Origin of the sequence: Roseibium sediminicola (assembly GCF_023156505.1) — a bacterium.
GTDB classification, from domain to species: domain Bacteria; phylum Pseudomonadota; class Alphaproteobacteria; order Rhizobiales; family Stappiaceae; genus Roseibium; species Roseibium sediminicola.
In genome coordinates this window covers 1-13,079 of the sequence record NZ_JALNMJ010000046.1, presented here as the reverse complement: position 1 = coordinate 13,079, position 13,079 = coordinate 1, and the positions used below count along the sequence as shown (strand labels likewise).

The following is a 13,079-nucleotide window of genomic DNA, read 5'->3' as shown; positions in this document are numbered from 1 at the left end:
AAACCGACCGCCGCAAAACGCGGCGGCGGCACCGCTCGGCCTGAAACCGGTAACCCGACACAATCAGAAAACTGCCCGACGGAAACCCATCAAGCGACAACACTGTGAGAAATGCGGGCTAGAGACAAAACTCTCGCAATAAAAAGCAGCGCATCGTGTTCTCGCAATGCGCTTCTCAAGTGAAGTGGTTCAATTTGCGACAAGGGCGCACAGTGCATTCTGTATTGAAAAAGAGCTTCGCAAAATTTGTTGGTCGAATTAACAGTTGACAATAAGTATTCAATCCAAAAACCTCAATATATTGGCCTTTTCTCGAAATTTGAAAAGAAGATTCACAATTATTGAATTCACGCATTGGGCTGCTGAGAACTCAATTGGTGAAGCCCAAATAGTGTCTTCTTGTTGTCTGAGTTTATCAGGCGCGGATGTAGCCCGCGCGTCAGAATGGCCAACCGTGAAGTGTCTTCCAGCTCCTCGATGGCGTAGCAAGCCGCTTCAAGATCTTTTCCGGCAACAACCGGACCGTGGTTAGCCAGCATTACCGCGCTGCGTTTGCCCGCCAAACCCCGAATTGCTTCACCGATAGCCGGATCGCCGGGCAAGAAGAACGGCAACAGCTTGACACGGCCCAGTTTCATGATCCCGTAGGGTGTCAGCGGTGGCAGGAAGTCTTCCGTATCTACGTCCGGCAGCAAAGATAGCGCCACTGAATGACAGGAGTGAAGATGAACGACCGCACCTGTCCCTGATCTGGTTTCGTAAAACGCCTGGTGAAGGGGCATTTCCTTCGTTGGAGGACTACCGCTGACGAAATTGCCTTGTCTATCGAACTTGCTCAACGCCGCAGGATCAAGTCTGCCAAAACTGGAACCTGTCGGGGTAACCAGCAGACCACCATCTTCTGTCTGAACGGAAATATTTCCCGTGGACCCACTGGTCAATCCTCGATCAAACATTGATTTCGCAAGGGTACAAACGAGTTCTCGCGCCGCAGTTTCCCCTTTCATACCCCCCCCTCGTCAGGCAACCCCGCCTTGCCTCCGTCAAGCAATCCCAAAGCTTCGCTGAAAAAAGTCTGCGTTCCAAAATTCCCAGACTTCAGAGCAAGTGCAATCGACTGGTCTGCATCCCTGGAAAAGCACCATGGAACTCCAGCAGCAATTTCGGGCCCAACCTGAAGCTTGGTAACGTTTAGAGCTTTGGTAACAGCCCCGGAAGTTTCTCCACCTGCCACAACGATCCGGCCAACACCAATTTCTCGGGCAGCGACTGCACAGTCGGAGATTGCTTGCTCTACAAGTTCGCCAGCTCGAACCGGCCCCAAGCGGCTTTGTGCCTGTCTCACTCTGTCCGGTTCAGCCGTTGCATATATAAGAGGTGCGACACAAAAATCCTGTCGCCGGAGCCAAGCGAGAACCTCGCCAGGACCATGTTTGCTTATCTCGACCGGGTCGAGCCGGTAGGAAGGTACTCCGGTCTTGAGATAGGTCTCGACTTGAAGGTTGCTCATCTCAGAACAACTGCCCGAAAGAACCACCGCCTTTCTGTCCGTCCTGGGCACCTGACAGGGGCCTGAGGCTGCAGGTTTCAGACTGTCCATTCCCATGAGCTTCGGCAAGGGTTCTGCAATGGCAGATCCGCCAGTGAGCAGGGGCATGTCATGACAGGCTTCGGCTATGACCTGAAGGTCTGCGGGAACAATGGCATCCATGATAACATTGGCAACATTTTTGTTCCGGAGCTCTTTGAGCTTCTCCCTCACCGCGTCCGGCCCAAGCGATATGGTGTTGCGGTCTATCAAGGCCACAGCCCCATCGACCTGGGGTTCCAGCAGCCGCAGAAGACAGCTGTCACGCATCGGAGTCAAAGGATGGTCCTTGAGCGGACTTTCGGAAAGCAACTGTCGTCCGACGAACAGGTGGCCCATGAATACGCTCCGGCCATTCTCCGGAAAAGCGGGGCAATAGATCGTCTGGCTGGCCCCCAGATCTGACATCAAGGCTTCAGCAATCGGGCCGATATTACCCTTAGGGGTAGAATCGAACGTAGAACAGTACTTCCAAAAGAATTTGCTGACACCTGAGGCTTTCAGCCAATCAAAAGCTTGCCGCGCTTCTGCAACCGCGCTCCTTCTGTCGATTGTTCGGCACTTCAGCGCAATTACCTCACAGTCCGCCCGTGGCAAGGCCTCTTTTTCCGGGATCCCAATTCGAAGGTTTACTTGAGCTCCCGAGCGGGCCAGCAGGGCAGCCAGGTCCGCAGCGCCGGTAAAATCATCGGCGATACAGCCAAGTCCGGCATTCATCCTGCATTCCCCAGGGCCTTGACAAGTGCAGCGCCGACATCAGCCGTACCTGCGCGTCCACCGAGGTCACCTGTACGCGAACCAGGATCAGCGAGAACGAAATCTACCGCTTTTGAGATCGCTACGGCTGCGTCGACAAAATTTTGCTTCTCATGGCGGATCCCCAACCATTCAAGCAACAGGACTGTCGAAAGAACCAGACCCAACGGGTTAGCAATACCCTTGCCCGCAATGTCAGGTGCGGAGCCGTGGCCCGCGTTCGCGGCAGCCCGCGTCTCACCTGCATTCAAGGACGCAGCCAGCCCCAGGCTCCCCGACATCGCCACCGCAAGGTTTGACAGGATGTCTCCGAACATATTGGTGATCAAGATGACACCAAAATTCTCCGGAGACGAATAGAGTTCCGCGGCAACCGCATCGATATCCTTTTCAACGAGTTTTACCTCAGGATAATCGCGCGCCACTGCATTTACTTCGTCCATGAAAAGACCGTCTGAAATTTGGAGCACATGGCGTTTTCCGACAACCGTAACGGCCGAATTGCGCTTGCGGGCGGTTTCAAATGCTACCGCTGCAATCCGATGCGAGGCTTGACGCGTGATTTTTCGGACTGAAAGCGCAAGATCCTCGGTGGGCATGAACTCGCCGATGCCGCGAAACATGTTCCGGTCCGAATAGAAACCTTCGGTATTTTCGCGCACGATTGTAAGGTCCAGGCCTTCCTTTGCCCGCGGTACACCCGGGCGGCTGCGCGCGGGGCGGATATTGGCAAACAGATCAAGCTTCTTCCTGATCGTTCCTGGAACGTTGATCCAGCCCGCAGAACCTTCAGGATAGGCAGTCATTCCTGCCGGACCCAGGATGATGCCATCGGCTTGCAGAGCAGACTGCAACACATGCTCCGGTACCGTGCTCCCTTCGGCGCGATGGGCAGTGACACCAACATCCTTCTGTTCAAATTCCAGACCTAAGCCGAAGAGATCGTCGGCGGTCTTCAAAACCTTGAGGGTCACGGCAGTGATCTCCGGGCCGATGTCGTCGCCCGGTAAAACAAGAATATCCATCAGTTTTTCCTATAGAGTGTCTGTCAAGCCGGCCGCTGTGAAACCGCCATCCACTGAGATGATCTGGCCCGTTATGAAGCCTGCTTCCGGGCTTGCCAGATATGTAACGAGACTGGTCACTTCATCAGTGTTTGCGTAACGAGCAAGTGGCACGGCACGCGCCCAAGAGGATCTGCGGGCTTCACTGTGCGCATTCTTGGAGTGAGGTGTTTCTACCGGACCAGGTGCAATTGCATTGACTGTAATTTGGCGGCTTGCCAATTCAACAGCAAGAACGCGAGTCAGCGCATCCAGACCACCTTTCGAAGCGGCATACGCCGCTCTGCCGAAACTGCCGCGTTGTCCAGAGTGAGAAGAGATACTTATGATCCTCCCTCGTTCGGCGAGCTTTGGAACCGAATTATGGAGGATATTGTAAGCGCCGGTCAGGTTGACGGAGATCACTTTATCCCATGTGCTGGGTGCCAAGTTTTCGAATGGTGAAGCCATGACAATTGCGGCGTTGTTCACAACAACATCAAGCTGATCAATCTCTTGCAAAACGCTCCCGACCAACTCACGATCCGAGATGTCACACCGAAACGGCACGAACATTTTTCCGAGCTGATTGGCGGCTTTGGACAATTGACCCGCATCGGCATCAAGGCCGAACACCTTCGCCCCGTTTCCAATAAATGCGCTGGCGATGTCATAGCCAAGCCCCCTCGCGGCACCGGTGACAAGCACTTTGAACATCGGCGTCAGCTCCCTTCCAACGCGCCTTGCGCGAATGTTGGGTTTCCGGCGGCCGGACAATCGACTGTGTAAACCGCACCTCGGGAGGATTCCAAGATGAATAGCGTCTTCATGTCCGGGCCGCCGAAACAGGCTGCCGTCACATCGAGTCCGTCGGGCACATCAATTCTGCGCTTGGGCCATCCCATCTCGTCAAAAACCCAAACACATCCCATACCGCAATGACAAACATAGACGTTGCCGGCTTCATCGGTTGCAAGCCCATCCGGTCCTGTATAGCCCCCGGAAAGTTGCAGAAAAATATTGACCTTTGTTGTGCTGCCATCTTCGTGAAGAGGCACGCGCCAGACCTGGTTTGCGCGTGTTACCGCAACATATAAGGTGCGCTCATCTGGACTGAGAGCCATCCCATTGGGGCTAGGAATGGTATCGACCAGGAGCTCCACTCGCCCATCTGGCCGCCTGGCATACAATTTTCCACTCGCATCGTGCATCCCGGTCTGCCCCTGATCTGTGAAGAAAAGGGTTCCGTTGCTATGGAACTGGACATCGTTCAGACCCATAAACCCTTGTCGCCGCAGTCGCCCCAGTTCAGTGCGGATTTTTCCGGTGTCACGATTGAAACTCAAAAGACCTTTGCGATGATCGGCAATCCAGAGACGCCCATTCCTGTCGAGTGCTAGACCGTTTGGTTCTCCCTCATATTCTGCAATGCAGTGAAATTTTCGATCCATCGTCAGCCGAAAGATCCGGCCGAACGGAATGTCAGCAACGAGAAGACTGCCATCGGCTTCCAGCACCGGTCCCTCAAGGAAAGACCCGATGTCTTTATTGCGTTTCCCGAAAAGCCAGGCCGACGAGCGTCCCTTCAGGCAGAACTCCTCTGGCAGTTTCGCAAACAGTCGGGCCTGTTCCTGGGGAGGTGGGGCGAACATTGCAATCCTCTTGTGTTTCGTATCAGGTCTTTCTGGATGTCAGACCTGAACTCCCGATTTCAGGATCTGCCAGATTTCCTGGCGCATCTCCAGGAACTTGGGATCCGACTTGATGGCCTCGTGTCTGGGGCGCTCGAATGGCACCTCGATCATGTGATCAACCTTTGCCGGTCTTGGTGAAATCACCGCAATACGGTCTGCGAGATAAATCGCCTCCTCGATCGAGTGAGTCACAAACAGGACTGTTTTTTGTTCCTTTTCCCAGATGTCGAGAAGTTCGTTCTGAAGAATGTCCCTTGTCTGCACATCCAACGCGCCGAAAGGCTCGTCCATCAAGAGGACTTCCGGTTTGATGGCAAGCGCACGCGCAAATCCCACCCTCTGCTGCATTCCGCCTGAGAGCTCATGAGGGTAGGAAGCCTCAAAGCCGGACAGGCCGACCAGATTGATGTAGTGCCGCGCAATATCCTCGCGTTCAGCCCTTGCGACCCCCTGTGCTTCGAGGCCGAATTCGACGTTTTTCAGGGTCGACCTCCAAGGGAAAAGGTCGAAGCTCTGAAAAACCATTCCCCGGCCTTCGCCGCCGGTAACATTGGTAATGTCCCGGCCATCCATGAGTATGTGTCCATGGTCGGCCGGGAGGAGGCCGTCTATCAGCCGCAGCAGCGTGGATTTACCGCAGCCGGACGGCCCAAGAACCGCTAAAAACTCAAGGTTCTTTATATGAAGCGAGAAATCCCCAACCACGTGTATGGGATCCGCTTTTCCACGCGGGAAACTCTTGGAGAGATTCCGAAGCTCAAGTTTAGCGTTCATTTCTCAGTTCATCTCCGCAAGAACTTCTTCAACCAGTGATGTGTCCACGACAGCATCAAGGTCGACCGAGCCGTTGATTGCACCGGCAGACTTGTAGACTGGCAGGAGTTTCTCGTAGACCGCCTTGCTGTGCCCGCCATTATCCGGCCAGCAGCCGATATCTACGCCCAATGCCTGTCTGACGACTTCGATCTCTTCGGCAGAAGCGGTCTTCATACTGTCCTTGGTGCCGTACTTGCGGTACATCTCCGCATACCATTCCGGGGAACGGTTCGTGCGCCTGAACGCGGTGATCGTGGCCTTCAGCAGCTCTTTCGCTCGATTGCGGTTGTCAGCGTTTTTCAACCATTCGCCGCTTGTGATCCATACTTCACCCAGGAAGGTGTCATAGAATTTGGCGGGCTCGATCAGCACCTTAAAATTGCCGGTTGCCGCAAGCTCAGCCGCCTGGTCGAAATGAAGGGGTACGCCGTCGACCTTGCCGGCCATGAGCGCACGCATCCGGTTGCCGGAGCCACCCATCTTGATGACGCTGACATTGTCCATATCGACGCCCGCCTGGGTCATCGGCCCGACTACCATGACGTGGGTGAAGTCGCCTTTCGAATTCACGGCAATCATCACATCCGATTTTTCAAGATCTTTGGGTTCTTGAACCTTGTCGGCGTTGACCACAAAGACAAGACTGGTGTGAACGAAAGCGTTGCCAATGATCTTGAGATCCGCGCCAGCTTCTACAGCGCGAAGTGTGGAGATTGCATCGCCTGCGCCGATATCGACTGCGCCGGCGAGAATAGATTGGGTGATGGTCTGCAGTTTGGGAACCCGATGCCAGATGCCTGCTGGCTGTTCCTGTTCGGGAAGTACCTCGTTGATCGCCGCCATATAGGGAACATGCACGCCAAGCGTATTACCTGGAACGTTTAGCACCAGCGCTTCAGCACCTGCCGCAAGCCCCTTAGTAAGGCCAAGGCCGCTCCCACCGAGCACTGCAGTTCCGGCAGCTACCGATTTCACGAATGTACGTCTATTCAACATCAGAGTTCCTCCTTCTCTGTTTCCCGCCTCAATTCATTTCTTCCCTAGGCGGCGAAAATCCGTAACCATTTGACTATCTTGACATTTTTGAGTCGTACCACGGTGCAAGCCGTCTCCCGGTCCAACCGAGCACAGAGTTCGCCAAAATGCTTACAGCCATAAGTGAGACCAAGTACGAAATGAGTGGAGCCGTCGACAGTTCTTGACCCGACTGGAAGATAAGACCGCCATATCCGACCAGTACGAACATCTCTGCCATGACCATGGCTCGGATTGCATGGATCAACCCGAGACGCGCTCCGGTAATCAGGTAAGGGAACAGCGCCGGCAGGATAACCTGCCTGTAGCTTTCGAAAGGCCCTACGGCAAACGATCTTGCAACATCGACAATTTTGGGATCGATTCCCCGCGCACCATGAAAAGCCGTGAGCACGATGTAGCCAAAGGATGCGACAAACACGATGGCCACTCTAAATTCGAAGCCGGTGCCGAATATCAGAATGAAGAGGGGGGCCAATGCAGCCACAGAGGTTACGACGACCATGCTCACCCAGGGATGAAACAGCGCATCAACCAGGCGAATGCGTCCCATCAGGGCACCAAGCGGCATGCCGATGATACAGGCAAGGCCGAATCCAACGAGCATCTGGCGCAACGAACCAAATAGCTCGCGAAGCATATCGCCCTGAAACAACAGGTCCAAAAATGTTCCAATGACAACACTAGGAGCCGCCAAAAGGCTCGGTCCTACGATGCGGCCGGCAATTTCCCAAAGAACCAGAGACACTGCTATGCCGGAAACGTTCAGAAACAGGATGTGTGATCGGGTCATTTGCTCAGTCCCTCACATGCCAGGGCAGAAGCCGGGTTTCGGCATATTTGATGAGTTCCTGGATAAGCAGCCCGAACAATGCGAGACAAAACACCACCGAGAGCATGGCGGCAGAATCGAAGGCAGCCGAGGCGTCTTCCATGTATTCACCCAGGTTTACAGCCGCGAAGAACAGTTCTGCGGTGATCATGCCATTGACCGAGCGGATTGCTCCGATACGCAATGCCGTCATCAGGAAGGGCAGGCTGGCAGGCAAGAGAACCCGCGTAAATGTAAGCCGCCTGCTTGCCCCAAAGCTCTTTGCTGCCTGAATTATCCTGGGCTCAATGTTTCTGGCACCTGCGGTGACGGTGATGATGATGTCAAAGACAGCCATCACGAACACCAGAGCCACCCGTGCTTCGAAAAAGATCCCGAACCAGATAATCAGAAAGGGCACGAAGGCGACGGACGGAATGGAAAAGATTGCGGTTACGACAGGATTGAGCATATGAAATGCCGTTTCGCTGCGTCCCATAATCATGCCGACCGGAATTCCTACCAGAAGCGCCAGCAACATTCCCAGGATCATGTGCTGCACGGAATGTGCAAATCGGATCGGCAACTCCCCCGACGCGAACGCGCCTACGAGATGCTCGAAAACACGCGCGGGCGATGCAAAAACAACCCCGGGCAGAAACGAAGCTGCGAACTGCCATAGCAGCAGCCCCAAGATGACAGATCCCGCATAGGGCAGGATCTTCCTGGTCATGCGTTGCAGCACATCGATTCCGGATTTTCGGGGCGCAGCAATTGCCACAGCGCCACTGGAGCCTCCATTCACACCTAATCTCCTCCTCCGCCGAAACTGCGGCCCTTGCAAAGGACCTGCACCTTCGATAATATAGGCATGTCCTTTTGATAAAGGACTGTCCTTTTCGAGTCAACAGAAAGTTTTTGGAGAGAAGTGTGGACTCAGTTCCCGTCTATCAGCTGATACAGGACCACTTTGAACAGCAGATGCAGGCTGGTGTTCTGAAGCCTGGAATGCGCCTTCCGGCTGAAAAGGAAATTGCCAAGCAATTCCAGACAAGTCGCGCCACTGTCCAGTCAGCTATGGCCAGGCTGGTACATGAAGGGCGTATTGAAAAGCGGGTCGGCAGCGGAACATACGTTTCGGACAAGGCGCATACCGCATCAATGAAAGTTCTTGGTGTCACCTCGTTCGAAGAAGAGCTTTCCCAGCATGGCGAAAAAGTTAGTTATCGCCTCTTAAGTTTGAACAAACAGGCCGCCAGTTCCGAACTGGCCGATTCCCTGAACATTGAGGAAGGTGCAACAATCGTCACCTTTGAGAGGCTCCGCCTGGTAGCCAACAGCGTAATCGGACTGGAACGCAGGACCTTCGACGAAAACCTTGTTAAATCCTTGACCGTTGACGATCTTGACCGACACTCAACTCACGAGCTCGTCGCCCGGTTGATCCCACAGGAAATTGGCAGGATGGAAGCCTCCTTAAGAGCAGTCGTTGCCGGTCCTTCAATGGCAGAAAAACTCAATATCGAAGTCGGCGCCCCTCTTCTGCGAAGAAATCATCGCATGTTTAGCAAATTGGACAGTCCTTTAATGGTCGGTGAAGCCTTTTATTGCGAGCCATTTGTTCTCAGATACACCGCCTATTCCCCCGACGATCTCTGAAAGTCTGACTATGCCAACTTTTTGCGCCCATTTAGGTTATCTTTTTAACGAGCTCGACCCGGTTGAACGGTTTTCGGCCGCGAGCAACGCAGGTTTTGATTGGATAGAACACCCTGCCCCTTACGGCATCGGCATTTCTCAATTCCTGAAACTGGCGCAGACCAACGGCCTCAAGATTGCTCAAATTGCGGCACCCGTCGGCACCAAGGAAGGTCATGAAAAAGGGTTTGCCTGTCTTCCGGAGTGTGAAGCTGAATTCATTCAAAGTGTCGAAAGCGGTATTGTTGCTGCGAAGAAGCTGTCCTGCCGCTTTCTCCATGTCATGTCCGGAACGGTGCCGGCCGGGCAAAAACGGGAGCAGCTCCGCTCAGTGTATTCAAGCCGGATCGCTATCGCCGCGGAAATGGCCACCAGGGCTGATATGTACTTGCTAATCGAACCAATCGACGACAATGCGGTCACTGGCTACTTCATGAACGATCCGGCATACGCAGTTGAAGTTGTTCAGGAAATTGCAAAACCGAACGTCAAGCTTCTCTTCGACGTCTACCATGCTCACAACAGGGGCATCGATGCAGTTGACTTCTACAAGGACTACTCGGGGTTGATCGGTCATATCCAGATCGCCGACGCACCGGGGCGTCATGAACCCGGGACGGGAAAAATAGAGTTTGATCGACTGTTTTCGCTGCTTGATTCATCCGGGTACGACGGGGTCGTCGGCCTGGAATATGTTCCTTCGGGCAACACGTCCAATGGCCTCGTTTGGAGACAGCACTATGTCCGATAACGCCTGCGTCGGTCTCATTCATGCCACGCATGTAGCAATCGCCCCTATCCATGAAGCGTTTTCGCAAGAGTGGCCAGAGGCCGAGATTTTCGATCTTCTTGAAAGCAAGCTTTCAACTGACGCTGCGCGAAGAGGAGGCGCGGACACGTCCTTTCTTCCGAGATTTGAGACCCTGACCCGCTACGCGTTTGATGCTGGAGCATCCGGCGTCCTGTTCACATGCTCTGCGTTCGGCGCTGCAATCGAGAACGCAGCGAAAGCCTTCCAACCGGCACCCGTCCTGAAGCCTAATGAGGCAATGTTCGAGCAGGCACTTCAAATCGGCCTTAACGTTGGGATGGTTGGTACTTTCGCACCTGCAGTTCAATCAATGAAGGCTGAATTCGACGAATTGAAACAGCGACGGAATCCCCATGCCACTCTGGAAGTTCTGGTTGCGGACGGGGCGATCGAGGCGCTGAGGAATGGAGATGGTGCCCTTCATGACGATCTCTGTAAGAAAGCGGCACTTAGACTTAAAAATATTGACGTTCTGCTACTTGCCCATTTTTCGACTGCGCGCGCGGAAGAGTGTGTTTCCTCCGTTGTGTCCTGCCCTGTGTTGACCAGTCCCAAAAGCGCAGTTCAATCGCTAAAGAACAAACTTCAGTGATGATGGGCGCACCACACCTTACTTGGTAGACCGAGTTGCTCGCGCGCTAGTCACCCGAATCTGAAGTTCGTCTTATTTCCCGGCACACTCGGAACGAGCTTCAGATTCAAAAGGGTGACTAGCAAGCATATGTTTCTAGTGTGGTTTTCGAATTTGAAATTCGCTTCGATGGTCGCTGCAACAATGAGGCGAATTTCAAATTCACCACACTAGGTGTGGACTCATAAAGACCGATCCAAATCCTAATCGACGCTAGCTTGATTGATCTGGCACAACCGCGCGATCATTGTTAAAAATAACTATCAAGCGAGCCACCAGAAGCTTCGATATTACTACGATAACGAGGAATTATTCAGGTCATGTCTCTTGAAAAAATCAATCAGGTTTGTTGGGGCATTTTGGGATGCGGCGATGTCACTGAAGTCAAGAGCGGCCCCGCGCTACGCATTACTGACCGATCATACGTCGCAATGGTCATGCGCAGAAACAGTATCAAAGCTGAAGACTATGCATTGCGTCACAATGTCCCGGATTGGACAGACAGTATTGACATTTTACTACAAAATCCTGTTTTGAATGCAATCTATATTGCCACTCCGCCTTCGACACACGCCGAATATGCAATCAAGGCAATGGAGGCTGGCAAAAACGTACTCGTAGAAAAACCTATGGCCTTGAGCACGTCTGAGTGCGACGCTATGCGGGAGGCAGTGGAACGGACCGGCAAAAAACTATGTGTCGCCTACTACAGGCGCGCATTACCCCGTTTTGAGAAGCTGAAAGAGTGTGTATTCAGCGGTGCGATTGGCACACCGAATTTCGTCGAAATCCGTCACTTATTACCCTCCGCCTCCAAGCCTCCACAAAATTGGAAGCTCAATCCTTCAATTGGCGGTGGCGGCTACTTTTGGGACATGCAAACACACACTCTAGACTGGTTGAATTATGTTTTTGGCGCACCCCAGTCGGTTCAGAGCGCTACTGAAACGAGCCTTGATCTTAACGGTACGGAAAAACTCGTTTCATTCATCGCCAAATATGGAACAACATCGGCAATTGGGCTGTGTTGTTACGCGTCCGATCGAAACGAGGAACGCGTAACTGTTCATGGTACAGAAGGCTCAGTGTCTATGAGTTTTTTTAGCCCATCTCCCGTAGTTCTCCAGCGTGGCGAGAAGGTGGAGGAAATAAGCCTGCCGGATCCGGCTCATGTCCACCAACCGTTTATCGAGAGAGTGGTTGCCCATTTCCTGGATAATGAGGAAAATCCTTGCAGTGTTGGAGAAGGCAGACACGTAAACTTCATGTTGAACTCAATATTTGATAGGCAGTAGAAATGGAGGGCTCTATAGACCCCCAAACTATCCTCCATTCCCAAATCGACAATGGGTATGGATGCCAGCATCACGACGGAAGCGAATAGGTGGGCCCCAGCCGCCCCTTAGCCCGCCCAGCAGATAGGGGTAGGTCATGTGTCCCTTAGTGGGCTTGCTGGTGTTCGGTTTCTGGTAGATCGGCATCAAGCGCATAAGCCGTATCAGCCGCCGGTTGCGCTTCTGGTTCACTGGACGCCCTTCGTTCCGAAAGTGCCAGGTCATCTGCCGGACACTGTAGAAGGGCGTCTCGAGGAACTGCTTATCGATCAGGAACATCAGGGCAAGGTTCACCTCGATCTCGCCTTGCGGCTCGTAATAGAACGACGACCGCGAGATCGACAGCAGGCGGCATTGTGCCCCAATCGACAGCGTGGGGTGGTCGCGTTCGATCATCCTGCACCTCACTTGCCGGTCCAGGGCTTGAGCTTTCTGGACAAAAAAATCTTTGGCGACGGCCAGTTCTCCGATCTTGGCGTGCAACGACCGAACTGTCTCCTCATCGATCTCGGCCGTCTTCTTCCCGCCTCGTTCGAAGATGTCCGATGCACCCTCTAGCAGCGCCTTCTTCCACTGGTGGATCATCGTCGGATGCACACCGTATTCGGCCGCTAGATCCGACACCGTGCGCTCGCCCTTCAAGGCTTCCAGCGCCACGCGAACCTTGAAGCCCGCAGCGTGATTTCTGCGTTTCGACATGTTCTGTTCTCCTCGTTATTGGAAACCAGCAAACGGCAGATTGTCAATCGGCATTGAATGTTGACCCCTTATCGGCTTCCAAAACTGACCCCTTGTTTGTGAGGAGCTGGCCCGATGCTGCGTAGTCTCCATTTAACGCAGCAGTGTCGGGCCAGCGGTGATT

The 13,079-nt window shown here is 53.5% G+C and carries 14 protein-coding genes; 4 read left to right on the top strand and 10 right to left on the bottom strand.

Translation table 11 applies throughout. The annotated features are described in order from the left end of the window. Positions 1-347: 347 nt before the first annotated feature. The 9 genes from otnC to M0H32_RS28825 all read right to left on the bottom strand — a co-directional run bounded on the left by otnC (position 348) and on the right by M0H32_RS28825 (position 8,548). Positions 348-1,007, bottom strand: coding sequence for a 3-oxo-tetronate 4-phosphate decarboxylase (gene otnC, locus M0H32_RS28865; protein WP_248160170.1), 660 nt, complete (start codon positions 1,005-1,007; stop codon positions 348-350). Beyond that, positions 1,004-2,305, bottom strand: a complete 1,302-nt coding sequence (otnK, locus tag M0H32_RS28860) for a 3-oxo-tetronate kinase (RefSeq protein WP_248160169.1) — start codon at positions 2,303-2,305, stop codon at positions 1,004-1,006. Before otnK ends, otnC begins: the two co-directional genes overlap by 4 nt. Next, positions 2,302-3,369, bottom strand: coding sequence for an isocitrate/isopropylmalate dehydrogenase family protein (locus M0H32_RS28855; protein WP_248160168.1), 1,068 nt, complete (start codon positions 3,367-3,369; stop codon positions 2,302-2,304). The genes otnK and M0H32_RS28855 overlap by 4 nt, the downstream gene beginning before the upstream one ends. Positions 3,370-3,378: 9 nt before the next feature. Next, on the bottom strand, positions 3,379-4,104 hold the full coding sequence (locus M0H32_RS28850; RefSeq protein ID WP_248160167.1) for an SDR family NAD(P)-dependent oxidoreductase: 726 nt from the start codon (positions 4,102-4,104) through the stop codon (positions 3,379-3,381). Positions 4,105-4,109: 5 nt separating this feature from the next. Continuing rightward, a complete protein-coding gene (locus M0H32_RS28845) occupies positions 4,110-5,039 on the bottom strand; it encodes an SMP-30/gluconolactonase/LRE family protein (protein WP_248160166.1) in 930 nt (309 codons plus the stop codon). Between the two features lie 39 nt (positions 5,040-5,078). Further along, a complete protein-coding gene (locus M0H32_RS28840) occupies positions 5,079-5,855 on the bottom strand; it encodes an ABC transporter ATP-binding protein (protein ID WP_248160165.1) in 777 nt (258 codons plus the stop codon). 3 nt (positions 5,856-5,858) lie between these two features. Next, positions 5,859-6,893 carry an ABC transporter substrate-binding protein gene (locus M0H32_RS28835; RefSeq protein ID WP_248160164.1) on the bottom strand — a complete coding sequence of 345 codons (1,035 nt, stop codon included), beginning with the start codon at positions 6,891-6,893 and terminating at the stop codon, positions 5,859-5,861. A gap of 73 nt (positions 6,894-6,966) precedes the next feature. Continuing rightward, positions 6,967-7,725, bottom strand: a complete 759-nt coding sequence (locus M0H32_RS28830; RefSeq protein ID WP_248160162.1) for an ABC transporter permease — start codon at positions 7,723-7,725, stop codon at positions 6,967-6,969. Positions 7,726-7,729: 4 nt separating this feature from the next. Beyond that, positions 7,730-8,548: an ABC transporter permease gene (locus tag M0H32_RS28825; protein WP_248160160.1), complete on the bottom strand. Its 819-nt coding sequence runs from the start codon at positions 8,546-8,548 to the stop codon at positions 7,730-7,732. 125 nt (positions 8,549-8,673) lie between these two features. Between M0H32_RS28825 and M0H32_RS28820 the strand changes: the two genes are divergently transcribed. The 4 genes from M0H32_RS28820 to M0H32_RS28805 all read left to right on the top strand — a co-directional run bounded on the left by M0H32_RS28820 (position 8,674) and on the right by M0H32_RS28805 (position 12,178). After that, the gene (locus M0H32_RS28820; RefSeq protein WP_248160158.1) at positions 8,674-9,402 is read left to right on the top strand and encodes a GntR family transcriptional regulator; all 729 of its coding nucleotides are present in this window, start codon (positions 8,674-8,676) and stop codon (positions 9,400-9,402) included. A gap of 10 nt (positions 9,403-9,412) precedes the next feature. Then, positions 9,413-10,192, top strand: a complete 780-nt coding sequence (locus M0H32_RS28815; RefSeq protein WP_248160157.1) for a hydroxypyruvate isomerase family protein — start codon at positions 9,413-9,415, stop codon at positions 10,190-10,192. Continuing rightward, positions 10,182-10,844, top strand: coding sequence for an aspartate/glutamate racemase family protein (locus tag M0H32_RS28810; RefSeq protein WP_248160156.1), 663 nt, complete (start codon positions 10,182-10,184; stop codon positions 10,842-10,844). Before M0H32_RS28815 ends, M0H32_RS28810 begins: the two co-directional genes overlap by 11 nt. A gap of 359 nt (positions 10,845-11,203) precedes the next feature. After that, on the top strand, positions 11,204-12,178 hold the full coding sequence (locus tag M0H32_RS28805) for a Gfo/Idh/MocA family protein (RefSeq protein ID WP_248160155.1): 975 nt from the start codon (positions 11,204-11,206) through the stop codon (positions 12,176-12,178). Between the two features lie 27 nt (positions 12,179-12,205). Here the strand turns inward: M0H32_RS28805 and M0H32_RS28800 are convergent, their stop codons facing one another. Next, positions 12,206-12,916 (bottom strand): transposase, encoded by a 711-nt coding sequence (locus M0H32_RS28800; RefSeq protein WP_248160154.1) that lies wholly within the window; start codon positions 12,914-12,916, stop codon positions 12,206-12,208. Positions 12,917-13,079: the final 163 nt, after the last annotated feature.

Coding starts and splice junctions, on each gene's coding strand:
- otnC (WP_248160170.1), bottom strand. CDS start 1,007: ATGAAAGGGGAAACTGCGGCGCGAGAACTCGTTTGTACCCTTGCGAAA.
- otnK (WP_248160169.1), bottom strand. CDS start 2,305: ATGAATGCCGGACTTGGCTGTATCGCCGATGATTTTACCGGCGCTGCG.
- M0H32_RS28855 (WP_248160168.1), bottom strand. CDS start 3,369: ATGGATATTCTTGTTTTACCGGGCGACGACATCGGCCCGGAGATCACT.
- M0H32_RS28850 (WP_248160167.1), bottom strand. CDS start 4,104: ATGTTCAAAGTGCTTGTCACCGGTGCCGCGAGGGGGCTTGGCTATGAC.
- M0H32_RS28845 (WP_248160166.1), bottom strand. CDS start 5,039: ATGTTCGCCCCACCTCCCCAGGAACAGGCCCGACTGTTTGCGAAACTG.
- M0H32_RS28840 (WP_248160165.1), bottom strand. CDS start 5,855: ATGAACGCTAAACTTGAGCTTCGGAATCTCTCCAAGAGTTTCCCGCGT.
- M0H32_RS28835 (WP_248160164.1), bottom strand. CDS start 6,893: ATGTTGAATAGACGTACATTCGTGAAATCGGTAGCTGCCGGAACTGCA.
- M0H32_RS28830 (WP_248160162.1), bottom strand. CDS start 7,725: ATGACCCGATCACACATCCTGTTTCTGAACGTTTCCGGCATAGCAGTG.
- M0H32_RS28815 (WP_248160157.1), top strand. CDS start 9,413: ATGCCAACTTTTTGCGCCCATTTAGGTTATCTTTTTAACGAGCTCGAC.
- M0H32_RS28810 (WP_248160156.1), top strand. CDS start 10,182: ATGTCCGATAACGCCTGCGTCGGTCTCATTCATGCCACGCATGTAGCA.
- M0H32_RS28805 (WP_248160155.1), top strand. CDS start 11,204: ATGTCTCTTGAAAAAATCAATCAGGTTTGTTGGGGCATTTTGGGATGC.
- M0H32_RS28800 (WP_248160154.1), bottom strand. CDS start 12,916: ATGTCGAAACGCAGAAATCACGCTGCGGGCTTCAAGGTTCGCGTGGCG.